Raw genomic sequence first — 15,160 nt, forward strand, 5'->3', positions numbered from 1 at the left:
TCCCATTGCTTCAAAGTTGCGTTCTGGCCGCCTTCCTGGCCGGGTCGGCCGTCCTGCCGCTCCTGGGCCTGCCGTCCGGCCGGCTGGCCGTGGAAAAAAGGCCCCTGGCCGCCGTTCCGCCCCTGTCCCAGGCCTGGAGCGACCCGGCCGGGTACGGCCCGGCCCTGGCCGGGGCCGTGCGGGACGGCGCGCCGTTTCGGGACCATCTCATCCGGGCCAACAGCCGGCTGCGGCTGGCCCTTTTCCGGGAGTCCCCGGTGCCGGGCGTCCTGGTCGGCCGGCACGGCTGGCTTTTTTACACCAACGAATGGGCCCTGGACGATTTTTTAAACGTCCTGCCGCTCTCGGAAAAGGACCTGGCGGCCATGGTCCGCATCCAGGTCGAGCGCCGCGACTGGCTGGCGGCCCGGGGCATCGGCTACCTGGTGGTCTTCGCGCCCAACAAGGCGACGGTCTACCCGGAGGAAATGCCCGAAGGCATCGCGCCCCTGGGCCCGGCGTCCAGGCTCGACCGGCTCGTGCCGCGCCTGCGCGAGGCCGGCCTGGCCGTGGTCGACCTGCGGGGCGCCCTGGCCGGGGCCAAGGCCACACGGCGGGCCTATCAGAAGACCGACACCCACTGGAACGGCTGGGGCGCGTTTTGCGGCGCCGCGGCCATTATCGAGGCCGTCTCGGGGCTTCGGCCCGGACTGCCGGCCCTTCGCGCCTCGGAATACGCGGTGCGGGAAGAGGACCGGCCGGGCGGGGATCTGGCCGAAATGCTCCTTTTGCCCGACGTCTGGCGCGAGGTCGATTGGGTGCCGCACAAAACGACCCCGGTCCTGGCCCGGCCGGCCCCGGACGGCCCGTACCCCGATCCGGCCGACCATCCCGAACGCGAACGCCGGGCCTACGAAACGGACCGGACGGACTGGCCGCGCCTGCTCTTTTTCCACGATTCGTTTGCCCGGCCCATGGCTGGATTTCTGGCCGAACGGAGTTCCCGGTCGGTCTTCCTGTGGTCCCACGCCTTTTCCCCGGGCATCATCGAGGCGGAAAAGCCGGACGTGGTGATTCTCGAAACAGTGGAACGCTACGTCTACGCCCTGTTGCTCGAAAATCCCGATCCGGTCCGCCGGAGCGGCGGGCCGGCCGTGGGGGAGGCCCCCTGCGGCGGGGACGGCGGGAGCGGGGACGGGGCGCGCTGACCGGCGGCCGGCCGGGAGGATGCGGAAAGGGCCTGGGAAATTGCGGTTTCCCAGGCCCTTCGGCGTTTGGCGGTGGGGGTCGTCGGGTCAGGCGGGGCGCCCGGCCCGGGCGAAGGCGGCGAACCGCTGGTCCTCGTTCTGGATGTGGCCGATGAACCAGGCGCCGAGAAATTCGAGGGTCTCCAGGGACAGGAGGCCGGGCCCCTCGCCCGCGCGGCCCTCGAGCTCTCCGACCATCTGCCGGAACGTCTCGTGCAGTTGGCAGTGCGGCAGAAGCTCGGGATAGCCGGCCTCGGCCATGAGGGCTTCCTCGTCCGTGAAATGCCCGTCCGCATAGAGGCGCATGCCCTGGAAGGCGTCGAGGACCCCTTGCCGGTGCTCGCCGGCCGCGATTTGGGCCCCGAGCTCCGAGAGCATGCCGAGGAACAGCTCGTGCTGCTCGTCGATGGGGGCAAAACCCGTGCGAAGCGAATCGTCGAACCGGATCTGCTGCATGGTCGTGTGCTCCATGGACGAAGGCCGCGGCGCGGGGCGCCCGGTCCCTCAGCGGGGCAGGTAGCCGTTGTCCTGGTCGGGCGCCGCCCCCTTGGCCGTCTCCCGGGCCGGGGCCTTGGCGGCCGGCGGGGCGTGGCGCTCCTCCCAGCAGATCCGCTCGGCCTCGATCAGGCCCCAGTTGGTGAGCTTGACGGTGTTGCCGGCCCCGGTTTCCGGGTCCTCGCCCTCGACCCGCTGCAGGATGAGGCTCACCGGCCGCAGCCACGGGTCGGAAAAACCCCATTTGTTGCCCATGACCCGGCCGTCGAGCTCGCCCTTGTATTCGGTGGGGTCGCCGTAGCGCGAAAGCATCTCGCCGCTGGCCTTGCGGAAAAAATCCAGGCTGCCGTCGCGGTAGCGGACCTTGATCCGGGCCACCCGGCCGGGTGCGGCGCAGGTGCCGACCAGGACGTAGCCGCCGGCGAAATACTTGTCCGGGACCACGGCCTGCCGCCGCAGCCACGGGGCCTTGTCCACGGGCGTGGCGGCCGGGCGGATGCGGCCCTTGTACGCCTTGGCCGCGTCGCCAAGGGTGATGCCGGCCAGGTTCGAGGGGCTCTCGGCCCAGGCCGGGGCGGCGGCCAGAAGGGCCAGGACGAGGAAGGCGAGGACGCGGGAGCGGGGCATACGGGTCTCCTCTGGCCGGCCGGCGGCCGGGCCTCGGGGAAGGTTGCGGGTGTCAGGGGCCGGGGCGCGGCCGCCGGGGCGCCGGCCTGGACAGCGGCGACCCGGGCGGACGCGGGGCCCTGGCCGGCGGTCAGCGTTTCTTGCCGACCCGCGTGGAGTCGTGCACGCCGCGTCCTGCGATCTCGCGGGACTTGAAGGCGTCGAAATCGAACCGGCCGGGGGCTAAGGCGTCATGGCGCGTGCGCACGGTTTTTTGGATGTAAAACCGGAGCAAGGCGCCAAGCGCGAAAAAAGTAAGGGTTGATACGAGAGCTGTTTCCCACATCGGCCTGTCATAGCCGGAAAGAGGCAGCCTGTCATCCGGCATCGGCCTCGTTGAAAAGGGCTTCCAGGTCGCTGGCCACCCGGGCCAGTTCTCCGACCGCCCGGGCCGAGGCGTCCATGGCCCGGGTGGTGTCGGCCGTCGCCCCGGCCATCTCCCCGCCGGCCCGGCCGGCGTCGTCCCCGGCCCGGGTCTGGGCCGTGGCCGCCTCGGCGATGGAGCGCACGTGGCTGGTGGTTTCTCCGGCCAGGGCCAGGATGGCGGAGAGGGCTTCGCCCGCCTCGCCGGCGATGGCGGCCGTCTCCCGGACCAGGGCCACGGCCTCGCCCGTGGCCTGCCGGTTGGTTTCGGCGCTCTGGCGGATGGCGGTGACGTTTCTTTCCACCTGGCTGGTGGCGGCCATGCTCTTTTCCGCCAGCTTGCGGACCTCGTCGGCCACCACCGCGAAGCCCCGGCCCGATTCGCCGGCCCGGGCCGCCTCGATGGCGGCGTTTAAAGCCAGCAGGTTGGTCTGGTCCGCGATGTCGGAGATGACGCCGAGGATGCCGCCGACCTCCCGGGCCTGCTCGGACAGGGTGTCCATGTGGCCGCCAAGGCTCGCGGCCGTCCGGGAAAGGGCCTCCATGCCGGCAAGGACCCGGTCCATGGTGGCGGCGGCCCCGGCGGCCCGGTCGCGGGTCTTTTCGGCCACGGCGTCGGTCTCGCCGGCCACGGCGGCGATGTGGCGGGCCGACTGGCCAAGCTCGGTGACGGCCTCGGCCACCTGGTCCAGGCGGCGGCGCTGGCTGCCGGCCGTCTGGCTGGCCTGCTCCACCTGGCGGGCCAGGGTCTTGGCCGTGGCGGCCAGGTCGGTAGCGATGTCCCCGGCCCGGGCCGCCCGGCTGGAGGTGCGGGCGTTTTCCCGGGACAGGGCTTCTTCCTTGGCCTTGAGTTCCGTGGTGTCCAGGTAGAGGCACAGGCCGCCGATGACCGCGCCGGCCGCGTCCAGAAGCGGAAAGACGTTGTAGAAGACGTTGCGCCGGCCGCCCTTGTGGCCGGTGATGGTCACCTCCTTGTTGGAAAAGACCATCTTCTGGCGCATGGCCTTGCCGACCACGGTCTCGCGGCCGGGGTCGTTGTAGAAGACCTCGGCCAGGGTCCGGCCGAGCTGGGACTCCGGCGGCCCGTCGATTTCGAGCATTCGCAGGGTGGCGTCGTTGGTGAAAAGGGTCCGTTCGTCCGGATCGACCAGCAGGAAGGGGATGGGCAGGCCCTTGAGGATGCCCGTGAAAAAGCCGCGCGTGGTGCCGACGGACCGGCCGAGCTCGGCCAGGGCCCGGGACAGGGCCTCCGCTTCCGGGGCCCCGGCGCCGGGCAGGGCGGCCGGCGGCCGGCCGGCGTCGATGTCGGCCAGGGCCCGAAGCATGGCCTGCCGCTCGGCCCGCCGCCGGCCGGCCGCCGCGAGCACGGCGGCCACGGCCACGGCCCCGGGGAAAAGCCCGGCCACGGCCGCCCCGGCCGGGCCGGAAAGTCCGAACAGCCACCCCGCCCCGGCCGCGACGGCCAGGGAGGCGGCCACGCCCCCACACCAGGCCAACACCTCTGCGGACATCCGTTACCCCCGGGGATGGTGTCAGTTTATCCGCAGCATGCGGTGCGGCCCGCCGGTGGTGGTCATCTGCCAGACCTCGCCGTCCTTGACGAAGTAGCGCGACCCGTCGTAGCCGCTTGTCACCGAATCGCCGTCCACCGTGGCCGCGGTCCAGTCCTTGAACGTGGCCAGGGACTTGCCGTCCATCACGTAGTTGAAAAGGGCGTACCGGCCGCCTTCCTGGACCAGGCAGAATTCGTATTTGTTGGGCCGGTTGTATTCGCTCGGGGCGCTTCGCATGTAGCAGCCGACGAGCAGGGGGTTGGGGGCTTTGTTGACGGTGGCGTAGACGGTCGGTTTGCCGGAGATGTCGCTCTGGCCGACGGCGTAAAGCCCGTTGCAGGCGCCGAGCGCCAGGACCAGGACTGCGAGGGCGGCCGGGAGGATGTGGCGCATAAGGTCTCCTGGTTAAAAAGGGATGATATTTTCCGGTATGCTTTTTCGAAACGCCTGTAAACCGCTTCCCGGCCACTGTCTGGCGGCCCGGCGCCTTCCGGCCGGGGCCGTGCTTTTGGGGTTCGTGCTCCTGGCCCTGGCCGGCTGCGCCCGCATCGGCGTCCGGCCTGTCCCCATCGACACCCGGGCCAACGCCCTGGAGCGCACGGCCCTCAATTCCGACCGGCCCTCCGAGCGCACCCTGGCCTTCCTGGCCCAGCGGGACCTGGAGGGGGCCTGGCGCGGGGACGCCGAAACCATGCTCCTCGGCCTCGACCGGGAGGCCCGGGTCGAGCACAGCCGGGAGGCGGTCTTCGTCCTGGCCGAACTCTGCTATTTCGAGGCCGCCCGGAACAAGGGCGACCCGGACCGGGCGGCCCTGTTCCATCTTTCCAGCGCCGTCTACGCCTACCAGTACCTCTTCAACACCCGGCTGTCCGAGGCCCCGGGCGTCTACCAGCCCTATGCCCGGCAGGCCATGGACTTCTACAACCGGTCCCTGGCCTACTACATCCTCTACGCCCGGCAGACCGGCCTCGCCTACGCCCCGGGCAAGGAGCTGCCGTGGCTGCGGGGCAAGGTCCGGCTGGCCGGCCGCGTCTCGGAACTGGCCTTTTCCCCGGCCGAACTGGAGAGCTACCACGTGGCCTACGAGTTCGAGGTTGCGGGGCTCTCGCCGCAGCAGGTCCGCCTCGGCCTCGGCGTGCCCCTGGCCCTGGTCCGCAAGCCGCCGCCGGTGGAGGAGCGCCGGGCCATTGACCGGTTCACCCCGCGCGTGCGCCAGACCTACGCGGCCACCGCCTTTTTGCGCCTTGGCATCGAGCCCCTGCCGGACACCGGCCCCCGGGTCGTGTACGAAGCCGAGCTCGAGGTCCACGATCCCATGCGGGAAGACACCCTGGCCGTGGGCGACCGGCGGATGCCGCTTGAAATCGACCTGACCACGCCGCTGGCCTTCATGATGCAGCAGTCCCCGGAGCCAAACGGCCTGCAGGGCATGCTCGATCCGGCCGCCTGGGACAAGCTGTCCGGGCTCTACATGCTCCAGCCCTACGACCCGGAGAAGATCCCGGTGGTCTTCGTCCACGGGCTCATGTCCACGCCGGCCACCTGGGCCACGGTTTTTAACGGCCTCATGGGCGACCCCGAACTCCGGGCCCGCTACCAGTTCTGGTACTTCCGCTACCCGACCGGCAATCCGGTCCTCTATTCGGCGGCCATGCTCCGCGCGGCCCTGGACGAGGTGCGCCATACCTTCGACCCCAACGGGACCAATCCCCGCTTTAACGCCATGGTGGTCGTAAGCCACAGCATGGGGGGCCTGCTCGCCAAGACCCTGGCCGAGGACAGCGGCACGGCCCTCTGGGACGCGGTGTCCAAAACGCCGCTCGCGTCGCTCTCCCTGTCGGCCGAGGACCGGGCGGCGGTGGAGAAGATCTTTTTTTTCACCCACCGGCCCTACGTCGCCCGGATGGTGTTCGTGGCCGTGCCGCACCGGGGCTCGGAGCTGGCGCTTACCACCATCGGGCGGATCGGGCGGGCCCTCATCACCCTGCCCCTGACCGTGCTGCGGCCGGTGACGGCCGTCACGGCCGCCCTGGCCGCCGCCATGGGACATGACAAAAAGGACGCGGCCAGGGCGGCCCTGCCCGTTCCCACGGGCGTCGACAGCCTGTCGCCCAACAGTCCGATCCTGCGCGTCCTGGCCTCGCTGCCGTTGGCCGTGCCCTTCCATTCGATCATCGGCAACGAGAAGGCGGCCGACACCCCGGGCGGCACCGACGGGGTGGTGGCCTACGCCAGTTCCCACCTGGACGGCGCGGTCTCGGAAAAGATCGTCCGCTCCGGCCACTCCGCCCAGGACCATCCGCTGGCCATCCGGGAAATGCGCCGCATTCTCCTTCTCCACCTCGGGGAGACGGTCGCGCCGTCGCCCGGATCCTGACCCCCGGCCGGGAATCCGCCCATTCCGGGCTTGCCCCCGGAGCCCAGGCCGCCTATATCTCCCCCGTCACGAAACCGTCATCGGCATGTAACGCGTTCGCCACGCGGGGGCACGGCATGGCCAAACCTTCCATCACGCTCAAGTATCTGCTGTGGACCTGGTGTTTTTTCCTGCTGGTCCTGAGCCTGGTCTTCGTCTTTGCCACGCGGCGGGTCGAGCGTTCGGTCATGGCCGAGGCCGAGGAGCGGGCCCGGACCTCGCTCAATCTGGCCGGCCACCTGCTGGCCGTCCACGCCCCCTTTGCCGACGAGGCGGCGCTGGCCGCCTGGGCCGACGACCTGGGCCCGCACCTCGGGTTCCGGCTGACCTACATCGTGGCCGGCCGGGTGGTGGCCGACTCCGAGGTTGGGGCCTTGGGCGTGGGGGAGATGGAAGACCACGCCTCCCGGCCCGAGGTGCGCCTGGCCCGGGAAACGGGTTTTGGCCAGGACGTGCGGCAAAGCCACACCCTGGGCCGGGACATGCTCTACGTGGCCGAGGCCCAGGCCGGGTCTCCCGGCGTGCCGGCCGGCATTTTGCGCCTGGCCCTGCCCGTGTCGTCCCTGCGCGGCGAGGTGGCCCGGTTCCGGGACACGCTGCTCGCCGTCCTGGCCCTGGTTTTCGCGGCCGGGGGCGTGGCCGCCTGGGGCCTGGCCCGGCGCATGACCGGCACGGTCCGGGAGATTTCCGAGGCCGTGGCCGATATCGGCCGCGGCCATTACGACCGGCGCATCCACATCGTCTGGGCCAGGGACTTCGCCCCCCTGGCCGGGGCCATTAACGCCCTTGGCGAGCGCATCGGGTCCCACGTGCGCGAGATCGAGGTCCGCCGGGAGCGGCAGGAGGCCATTTTGGACGGCATGGCCGAGGGGCTGGCCATCCTGGACGCCGCGGGCCGGATCGTGGCCGCCAACCGGGCCTTGCGGGAGCTCTTTCCCCGGCTGCCGGAGCTGGTCGGCCGCACCCCGCTCGAGGCCGGCATGCCCCTTTGCGTGGAGCGGGCCTTGGGCGAGTTCGAACCCGGCGGCGAAAAATCCCGGCGCATCGGCCGGTTCGAGCTGCAGTCGGGCCGGGTGGTCGAGGTGACGGTGGCGGGGGTGGCCGGCGACGCGGCCGGTCCCGGCCGGGTGGTCACCTTCCACGACGTGACCGAGGCCGCCACCATGGACCGGATCTTCCGGGATTTCGTCATCGACGCGTCCCACAATCTGCGAACGCCGCTGACCAAGGTCCTGGGCTTTGCCGAGAGCGCCCGGGACATGCTGGCCGCCGCACCGGCCGGTGACCGGGAGCGGGCCGGCGCGGCCCAGGCCCTCTCCACGGTCGTCCGGGCCGCCGGGGACATGGCCGGCGTCATAAACGACCTGCTGGCCGCGGCCCGGGACCGGTTCGCCAGGGCCCGGGAGGCGGCCCCGGCCGTGGACGCCCTGGCCGCCCTCAAGCAGGCGCTGGCGGCCAGCGGCACCCTTCTTCGGGCCAAGGGGGTCACGGCCCGGATCGTGGCCGGGCCGGACGGTCCCCTGCCGGTGCGGCAGAATTACGAGGCCCTGGTGCGGACCTTTGCCTCGCTTTTGTCCCAGACGCCCGATGGCGTGTCCCTGTCCATCACGGCGGCGGCCACGGCCGCCACAGCCGGTGAAGCCGGCGGTTTCGTGGAGGTCCGCTTCGAGGGGCCCGCCGCCGTCGGCCTCGAACTGCCGGCGGACGGCCTGGCCGCGGGCGGCGGCGAAGTGTTTCTCGACGGCGCGACACGGGTGGTGCGGCTGCCCCGCGCCGCCGGATGATTCCATTTTTTCGACCAACTCAAATCAGCGGAGACGCGCATGGGTTTCAGCCTGTTCCCCAGGTCGGCCAAATTTTATGACCTTTTCAAGGAGCAACACCGAAAGCTCGTCAAGGCGGCCGGCATCCTCGACGAACTCTTCACCACCTTTGACGACGTGGAGGAGCGCTGCAAGCGCATCAACATCATCGAGTCCGAGGGCAACGCCATAAGCCGCCGCATTGCCAAGGAACTGTCCCTGACCTTCATCACGCCCATCGACCGCGAGGACATCCACCAGATCAACCTGACCCAGGAAGACATCCTGAACCTCATCAAGGCCATCGCCTCGCGCATCGGGCTCTTCGGCTTCGACCGCATCCGCTACCCGGCCCGGCGCATCATCGCCAACATGCGGGTCATGATCGAGGAGCTCGGCGTGGTCCTTGGCCGCATGAGCCAGAGCAAGCAGGCCGAGGAGAGCTTCCACAAGATCGAGAACCTGAAGCACGAGTGCGAGACCCTGCTCATGGTCGGCATCGGCGAACTCTACGACGGCGGCGAGGTCAACGCGGACTATGCCGTGATCCTCGACATCGTCAAATGGAAGCACATCTTCGACCGCATCGAGGCCGCGGTCGACCGGACCGAATCCCTGGCCGACGTGCTGGAAGGCGTGGTGCTCAAAAATGCCTGACATCCCCGTGCTCCTGGTCGCGGTGGTGGGGATCGCCCTCCTTTTCGACTTCACCAACGGGGCCCACGACTCCGCCAACGCCATCGCCACCATCGTCTCGACCAAGGTCCTCTCGCCGCTCGTGGCCGTGCTCATGGCCGGGGTCCTGAACCTGGTCGGGGCCTTTCTCGGCGAGGCCGTGGCCCACACCATCGGCAGCGGCATCGTCAGGCCGGAGATGGTGGCCGGCAGCCAGGGGCTGGTCCTGGCCGCGCTCTTGGGGGCCATCTTCTGGAACCTGCTCACCTGGTACCTGGGGCTGCCGTCCTCGTCCTCCCACGCCCTGGTCGGGGGGCTCATCGGCTCGGCCATCGCCTACGGCGGCTTTTCCGCCCCAAGCTACGGGTCCATCGCCCACAAGGTCCTGCTGCCGCTGGTCCTTTCGCCCGTGGCCGGCTTTTTCTCGGGCTACCTGCTCATGGTGCTCCTGTCCTGGCTGGTGCGCCGCAGCACGCCCGGGCGGGTCAACTTCCTTTTCAAAAAGCTCCAGATCGTGTCCTCGGCCTTCATGGCCACCAGCCACGGCCTAAACGACGCCCAGAAGACCATGGGCATCATCTCCCTGGCCCTTTTCACCTTCCACCAGATCCCGGAAATGCACGTGCCCTTCTGGGTCAAGCTGTCGTGCGCCCTGGCCATGGGCCTTGGCACGGCCACCGGCGGCTGGAAGATCGTCAAGACCATGGGGCACAAGATCTTCAAGCTCGAACCCATCCACGGCTTCGCCGCCGAGACCTCGGCCGCGGCCGTCATCAGCGGCGCGTCCCTGCTTGGCGCGCCCATCTCCACCACCCACATCATCTCGACCACGGTCATCGGCGTCGGGGCCTCCAAACGCCTGTCCGCCGTGCGCTGGGGCGTGGCCGGCCGGCTGGTGGTGGCCTGGATCCTGACCATCCCGGCCGCGGCTCTGGTGGCGGCGGCCTGCTACTGGCTGCTCGCCGTCACGGGCCTGGCCGTCTAGCGTAGCACGCTTGGAAAATTGGCGCGGGGGGAAGCCTCCGGCGGCCAAAGGGCTGCCGCCCTTTGGAATCCCTTCCCGGGATGCTCCCCGCGCTCTCGTGTCCCCTGGCCCGACGCGGCCATGAAAAAGGGGGAATCCGGTCCCGCCGGATTCCCCCCTTCCATTTTTCGCAATCGCTCCCCCGACCGATGGCCGTCCCTTTTCCCCCCTTTCAGGGGGTCCGGGGGGGATGATCCCCCACGGCCGCCGGAGGCATCTTCCTCTACTGGGCCGTGGCCGCGGCGCGCTCTTCCTTGGTCATGTGGGCGAGCTTCCTGACCTCGGCCAGGTCTAGGCCGAGTCCGGCGGCCACGCGTTCGCCCCACTGGGCGTCGGCCTTGTGGAAAAGGGCGCACTGGCGCTTCTGGATGCGCGGGAGGGCGTCTTTGAGGTGGTCCACGATGTTGCCGACCAGATGCTCCCGGTCCATGTCGTTTAGGGCCTTGCGGTAGAGTTCGCCCGGCTGGCTGAAGTCGTCGTTGGGGTGGGTGGAGGCGAAGCGGCCGGCCTCGCCCTCGAGGGGCAGATGCGGCTCCAGGGCCTCGGGCTCGGGGGCCGGGCCGCCGAAGCTGTTGGGCCAGTAGTTGGGACCGGCGCCGCCGCCGTCGTCGGTGCGCATGAAGCCGTCGCGCTGGTAGTTGGCGACCGTCGCCTTTTGCGGCGCGTTGACCGGGATGAGCTGGTAGTTGGGGCCGAGCCGGTGCAGGTGGGTGTCGTGGTAGGAAAAAAGCCGGCCCTGGAGCATCTTGTCGGGCGAGGGCGCGATGCCGGGCACGAAGTTGCTGGGATTGAAGGCCGCCTGCTCCACTTCGGCGAAGTAATTGACCGGGTTGCGGTTGAGGACCATCTTGCCGATTTTCATCGGCGGCACGTCGCCGTGGGGCCAGACCTTGGTCACGTCGAAGATGTCAAACCGGTAGTCCCTGGCCTGCTCGGGCGTCATGATCTGGACTTCGAGGGTCCAGGACGGATGGTCGCCGGCCTCGATGGCCTGGAAAAGATCCTCCGTGGCGTAGTCCGGGGCCGCGCCGGCCAGTTCCCCGGCCTGCTGGCGGGTCAGGTTTTTTATCCCCTGGTCGGTCTTGAAGTGGTATTTCACCCAGAAATATTCGCCGGCCGCGTTGTACCACTTATACGTGTGGCTGCCGAAGCCGTGCATGTGGCGGAAACCGTCCGGGGTGCCCCGGTCGGAGAAAAGAATGGTCACCTGGTGCAGGGACTCCGGGGTCAGGGACAGGAAATCCCAGAACATGTTGGCATCTTTGAGGTTGGTCCGGGGATTGCGCTTCTGGGTGTGGATGAAGTCCGGAAATTTGAGCGGGTCGCGGAGGAAAAAGACCGGCGTGTTGTTGCCGACCAGGTCGTAGTTGCCGTCCTCGGTGTAGAACTTGAGGGCAAAACCGCGCGGATCCCGGGCCGTGTCGGCCGAGCCGCGCTCGCCGCCGACGGTGGAGAAGCGGGCGAACATGTCGGTCCGCTTGCCGACCTGGGCGAACAGGGCGGCCTTGGTGTAGCGGGTCACGTCGGCCGTGACCTCGAAATAGCCGTAGGCGCCGGCGCCCTTGGCGTGGACCACCCGCTCCGGAATCCGCTCCCGGTCGAAGTGGGACATCTTTTCGAGCAGGTGCACGTCCTGCAGGAGGGCCGGGCCGCGCGGCCCGGCGGTGGCCGTATTCTGGTCATCCCCGATCGGTGCTCCAAAACCCGTGGTCAGCGTCTTTTTTTCAGACATCTGCGTCACCTCCGGCCAAAAGGCCTGCCGCCGCTGTGCGGCGGGGTTGCATTTTAGGGATACTCATTCTCTACAAGAGGCGGCGGGCCGTGGCAACGGAAAAGTGAAAAGAAAACCGGCCGGGCGAAAAAAAGAGTCCGGCCCGGCAGGAGAGGCGGGGGCAGGCTATTAGAATGGCCAGGAAAATTGGTTTGTTCGGCGAATGTTTCCAGCGGGACGCGCCCCTTGCCCAAGCAAAGGGCGGCCAAAGAGCCAAGCCCTTTGGCCGCCTGGGCGTTCCCCTTACTCCCGCTCCTGTCTCTGCTCGCGTTTGCGGCGGCAGGCCGGGCACAGGCCGTAGAAATCCAGGCGGTGGGAGGTGATGGCGTAGCCGGTGGCCTCGGCCAGGGCCTTGGCCATGGCCTGGACGCCCGGGGCGGGCGGATCGGCGATGGCCCCGCAGGCCAGGCAGATGCAGTGGGGATGCGGCGTCGGGCAGGCGGCGTCGTAGCGGTTGTCCTGGCCGCTGAACTGCAGTTCCAGGATTTCGCCGCAGGCCTTCAAGGCGGCGATGGTCTTGTAGACCGTGGCCAGGCTCAGGTCCGGGAAGCGGGGCAGCAGCCGCCGGTACAGGGTCTCTGCCGTGGGATGGTCCGGGCTTTCGACCAGATGGCCCAGGATCGCCAGGCGCTGGGGCGAGATGCGATGCCCCCGCTCCCGCAGGCGGGCCACCATGGCGGCCAGGCGGTCGGTCGGTGCGTCCATGGGATCGGCGGCCCTCAGCGGGCCAGCATGGCCCGCAGGATGTCGGCGCAGCCCTCGACGCTGTGGCTGGCCCGGTAGACGTATTCCACGAACCGGATGACCTGGTAGACCCGGGCGAAGTCCATGCCCGAGCCGTAGGCGGCGGCAATGAGGCCGCGCTTGGCCTTGACCACCTTGGCGTGCTGCCGCCGGATCTCGTCGATGCGGTCCTTGACCTCGCCGCGATCGCCCCGGGCGCGCAGGATCAGGTCGATGGACCCGGCCAGGGCCGGCCGCAGGAGGTCCACGGTGCGGGCGGCCTCGCCCACGGTCCTGGTCACGGCCAGGGCCAGGGGCGGCGCCACCTCGAAGTCGGCCAGGTCGAGCCAGGTCACGGCCTCCTGCACGGCGTCGAGGATATTGTCCTGCTGGCTGGTGTACGACAGAAAAAGCGTCTTATCCACCACCATGATGAGGGCGGCGGGCAGGTGGTTGCGGATGCGGCGCTTGATCTTGTCGGCCTCGGCCTCGAGGATGTCGATTTCGCCGGCCAGGACCTTGAACCCCGATTCCGGCCGGCGGGCCAGGGAATATTTGAGGGCTTCCTCGAGAAGGGCCATGCCCTGGGCGATGGGCCGGAAGTGGTCGAGCAGGCCCGGCAGGTAATCCTGGCGGCGCGGGCCGAGAAAGCGAAGCGAATGGGGCAGCATGGCGGGCTCCTTGGCGTCCTGGCGGCCCGACGACCGGGCCAGCCCCGTGGAATGGGGCAAAGGACGCGGGCCTGTCAACCGCCGGCCGCCCCGGGTAGGGCGGCAACGGTCAGCCGATGGCCGGACGGACCGGGGCTCGGCGGTTGTCCACGGCGCAACCGGTTCCAAGCCACAGGGGTCCTCTCCGGGAATGGGACCGGAAAAGGCGCTGCCGGGCGGAACCGTCCCGGTGGGGTGGGACAGTACTGGCACAGCAGGGCGGCAAAGAGAAGAGGCCTTGGCAGATGGGCCGGTGGGACCCAATCCATTGGTATTTCTTTACGCAAAGGCAGGATCCTGTTGGGCCGCGCTCTCCGGGCGGGCGCTGCCGGAGATTCCCTTGTTCTCCGATGCATCCGGTGTGGATTCAGGCCGGGCGGGCCGCGGCGAGCCCGGGCGCAACGGCGACGGTACAATGGTTGCCATTGCACTGATTTAGCGGTTGCCGGGCAGGCGTATCCTGACGTATCAGGGAGGCATACTTTCATAAAGCCGTAAAGGAGCCTTCCATGCCCTTGCTGCGTCGTTGTGCCCTGGCCGAGGCCGGATTCGCCTTTTTGCCCGTGCTGTTGATGCTCTTGTTGCTTGGGGGCTGCGGTTCGGGAGACAAGGACAAGGAGAAAGCGGCGGCCAAGGCTCCGGAAGCCCCGGCCGTCATGGTCCAGGCCGCCCCGCCCGCCGTGGCCGACGTGATGGTCACGGCCGAGTTTGTCGGCCGGGTGGCGGCCAAGGAGAACGTGGAGATCCGGGCCCGGGTCGAGGGCTACCTCCGGGAGCGGCTTTTCACCGAAGGCTCCATGGTGAAAAAGGGCGACCTGCTCTTTGTCATCGAGGCGCGCCAGTATCAGGAGAATCTGCAAAAGGCCAAGGCAGAGCTGGCCCGGCAGCAGGCCCTGCTTGCCAAGGCGCAGGTCGACCTGACGCGCTTCGAGACCCTTTACAAGCAGCGGGCCGTCAGCCGCGACGAATACGACACCAGGCTGACCAGCCAAAAAGAGCTGTCCGCCAATTTCGACAGCGCCAGATCGGCCGTGGAAACCGCCGAGCGCGACCTCGGCTACACCCGCATCACCGCCCCCATCGCCGGCCGCATCGGCAAGTCCCTGGCCACCATCGGCAATCTGGTCGGCAAGGGCGACAACACGCTTTTGGCCGAAATCTCTTCCACCGATCCCATGTACGTGGACTTTTCCATCAGCGAGCGGGACTACTTGGCCCTGGCCAAGGCCATGGCCGAAAAAGGCGGCCAGGAGCGGGAATATCCCCTGACCCTGGTTCTGGCCGACGACTCGGTCTATCCCCATACCGGCGAGGCCGACATGGCCGAGCGGGCCGTGGACGCCAAGACCGGCACGCTCGGCGTCCGGGGCGTCTTTCCCAACCCCGCCGGATTTCTGAAACCCGGCCAGTTCGCCAAGGTCCGGGCCGTGCTGGACAAGCGGCAGGGCGCCCTGCTCGTGCCCCAGCGGGCCGTCATCGACGTCCAGGGCAGCAAGTCCGTGTACGTGGTCGGCCAAGGCGACCGGATCGAGGCCAGGACCGTGGCCCTTGGCGGGGTCAAGGACGCCTCGTTCATCATCGACTCGGGCCTCTCGCCGACCGATCAGGTGGTGGTCGAAGGCGTGTCCAAGGTCCGGCCCGGCACCCTGGTCAAGGTCGTGCCGGCCCCCGGCGCCGCCCCGGCCGCCCCCGCCGCCGCGCCCGCTTCGGAAGCGGCCAAACCCTAGGGGGCCGCC

At 69.2% G+C, this 15,160-nt stretch carries 14 protein-coding genes; 6 read left to right on the forward strand and 8 right to left on the reverse strand.

Annotated features, from left to right (window positions below; genetic code table 11):
- The first annotated feature begins 5 nt into the window (after window positions 1-5).
- Window positions 6-1,187, forward strand: coding sequence for an alginate O-acetyltransferase AlgX-related protein (locus DFW101_RS15615; protein WP_232286083.1), 1,182 nt, complete (start codon window positions 6-8; stop codon window positions 1,185-1,187).
- 87 nt (window positions 1,188-1,274) lie between these two features.
- On the opposite strand, the gene DFW101_RS15620 is transcribed toward DFW101_RS15615, so the two are convergent.
- From DFW101_RS15620 to DFW101_RS15640, 5 genes are all read right to left on the reverse strand, one after another.
- Window positions 1,275-1,697 carry a bacteriohemerythrin gene (locus tag DFW101_RS15620; RefSeq protein WP_232286084.1) on the reverse strand — a complete coding sequence of 141 codons (423 nt, stop codon included), beginning with the start codon at window positions 1,695-1,697 and terminating at the stop codon, window positions 1,275-1,277.
- Window positions 1,698-1,730: 33 nt separating this feature from the next.
- The gene (locus tag DFW101_RS15625; RefSeq protein WP_009182497.1) at window positions 1,731-2,348 is read right to left on the reverse strand and encodes a hypothetical protein; all 618 of its coding nucleotides are present in this window, start codon (window positions 2,346-2,348) and stop codon (window positions 1,731-1,733) included.
- A 130-nt stretch (window positions 2,349-2,478) separates the two neighbouring features.
- Window positions 2,479-2,715: a hypothetical protein gene (locus tag DFW101_RS15630; protein ID WP_009182498.1), complete on the reverse strand. Its 237-nt coding sequence runs from the start codon at window positions 2,713-2,715 to the stop codon at window positions 2,479-2,481.
- Window positions 2,705-4,261, reverse strand: a complete 1,557-nt coding sequence (locus tag DFW101_RS15635) for a methyl-accepting chemotaxis protein (RefSeq protein ID WP_009182499.1) — start codon at window positions 4,259-4,261, stop codon at window positions 2,705-2,707. The genes DFW101_RS15630 and DFW101_RS15635 overlap by 11 nt, the downstream gene beginning before the upstream one ends.
- A gap of 21 nt (window positions 4,262-4,282) precedes the next feature.
- Window positions 4,283-4,696: a hypothetical protein gene (locus DFW101_RS15640; RefSeq protein WP_009182500.1), complete on the reverse strand. Its 414-nt coding sequence runs from the start codon at window positions 4,694-4,696 to the stop codon at window positions 4,283-4,285.
- Window positions 4,697-4,733: 37 nt separating this feature from the next.
- Between DFW101_RS15640 and DFW101_RS15645 the strand changes: the two genes are divergently transcribed.
- The 4 genes from DFW101_RS15645 (at window position 4,734) to DFW101_RS15660 (ending at window position 10,181) form a co-directional block, all read left to right on the forward strand.
- Window positions 4,734-6,680 (forward strand): esterase/lipase family protein, encoded by a 1,947-nt coding sequence (locus tag DFW101_RS15645; RefSeq protein ID WP_009182501.1) that lies wholly within the window; start codon window positions 4,734-4,736, stop codon window positions 6,678-6,680.
- 116 nt (window positions 6,681-6,796) lie between these two features.
- The gene (locus DFW101_RS15650; protein ID WP_009182502.1) at window positions 6,797-8,503 is read left to right on the forward strand and encodes a histidine kinase dimerization/phospho-acceptor domain-containing protein; all 1,707 of its coding nucleotides are present in this window, start codon (window positions 6,797-6,799) and stop codon (window positions 8,501-8,503) included.
- Between the two features lie 39 nt (window positions 8,504-8,542).
- Complete coding sequence (locus tag DFW101_RS15655) at window positions 8,543-9,178, forward strand: DUF47 domain-containing protein (RefSeq protein WP_009182503.1); 636 nt, start codon at window positions 8,543-8,545, stop codon at window positions 9,176-9,178.
- Window positions 9,171-10,181 carry an inorganic phosphate transporter gene (locus DFW101_RS15660; RefSeq protein WP_009182504.1) on the forward strand — a complete coding sequence of 337 codons (1,011 nt, stop codon included), beginning with the start codon at window positions 9,171-9,173 and terminating at the stop codon, window positions 10,179-10,181. Before DFW101_RS15655 ends, DFW101_RS15660 begins: the two co-directional genes overlap by 8 nt.
- A 262-nt stretch (window positions 10,182-10,443) precedes the next feature.
- Here the strand turns inward: DFW101_RS15660 and DFW101_RS15665 are convergent, their stop codons facing one another.
- The 3 genes from DFW101_RS15665 to DFW101_RS15675 form a co-directional block, all read right to left on the reverse strand.
- Window positions 10,444-11,952: a catalase gene (locus tag DFW101_RS15665; protein WP_009182505.1), complete on the reverse strand. Its 1,509-nt coding sequence runs from the start codon at window positions 11,950-11,952 to the stop codon at window positions 10,444-10,446.
- A 282-nt stretch (window positions 11,953-12,234) separates the two neighbouring features.
- On the reverse strand, window positions 12,235-12,696 hold the full coding sequence (locus DFW101_RS15670) for a Fur family transcriptional regulator (protein WP_009182506.1): 462 nt from the start codon (window positions 12,694-12,696) through the stop codon (window positions 12,235-12,237).
- 14 nt (window positions 12,697-12,710) lie between these two features.
- Window positions 12,711-13,445, reverse strand: coding sequence for a DUF47 domain-containing protein (locus tag DFW101_RS15675; RefSeq protein WP_232286089.1), 735 nt, complete (start codon window positions 13,443-13,445; stop codon window positions 12,711-12,713).
- 488 nt (window positions 13,446-13,933) lie between these two features.
- Between DFW101_RS15675 and DFW101_RS15680 the strand changes: the two genes are divergently transcribed.
- Window positions 13,934-15,151, forward strand: a complete 1,218-nt coding sequence (locus DFW101_RS15680) for an efflux RND transporter periplasmic adaptor subunit (RefSeq protein WP_009182508.1) — start codon at window positions 13,934-13,936, stop codon at window positions 15,149-15,151.
- The last annotated feature ends 9 nt before the right edge of the window (window positions 15,152-15,160 follow it).

The organism is Solidesulfovibrio carbinoliphilus subsp. oakridgensis, from assembly GCF_000177215.2.
Classification (GTDB): domain Bacteria; phylum Desulfobacterota; class Desulfovibrionia; order Desulfovibrionales; family Desulfovibrionaceae; genus Solidesulfovibrio; species Solidesulfovibrio carbinoliphilus.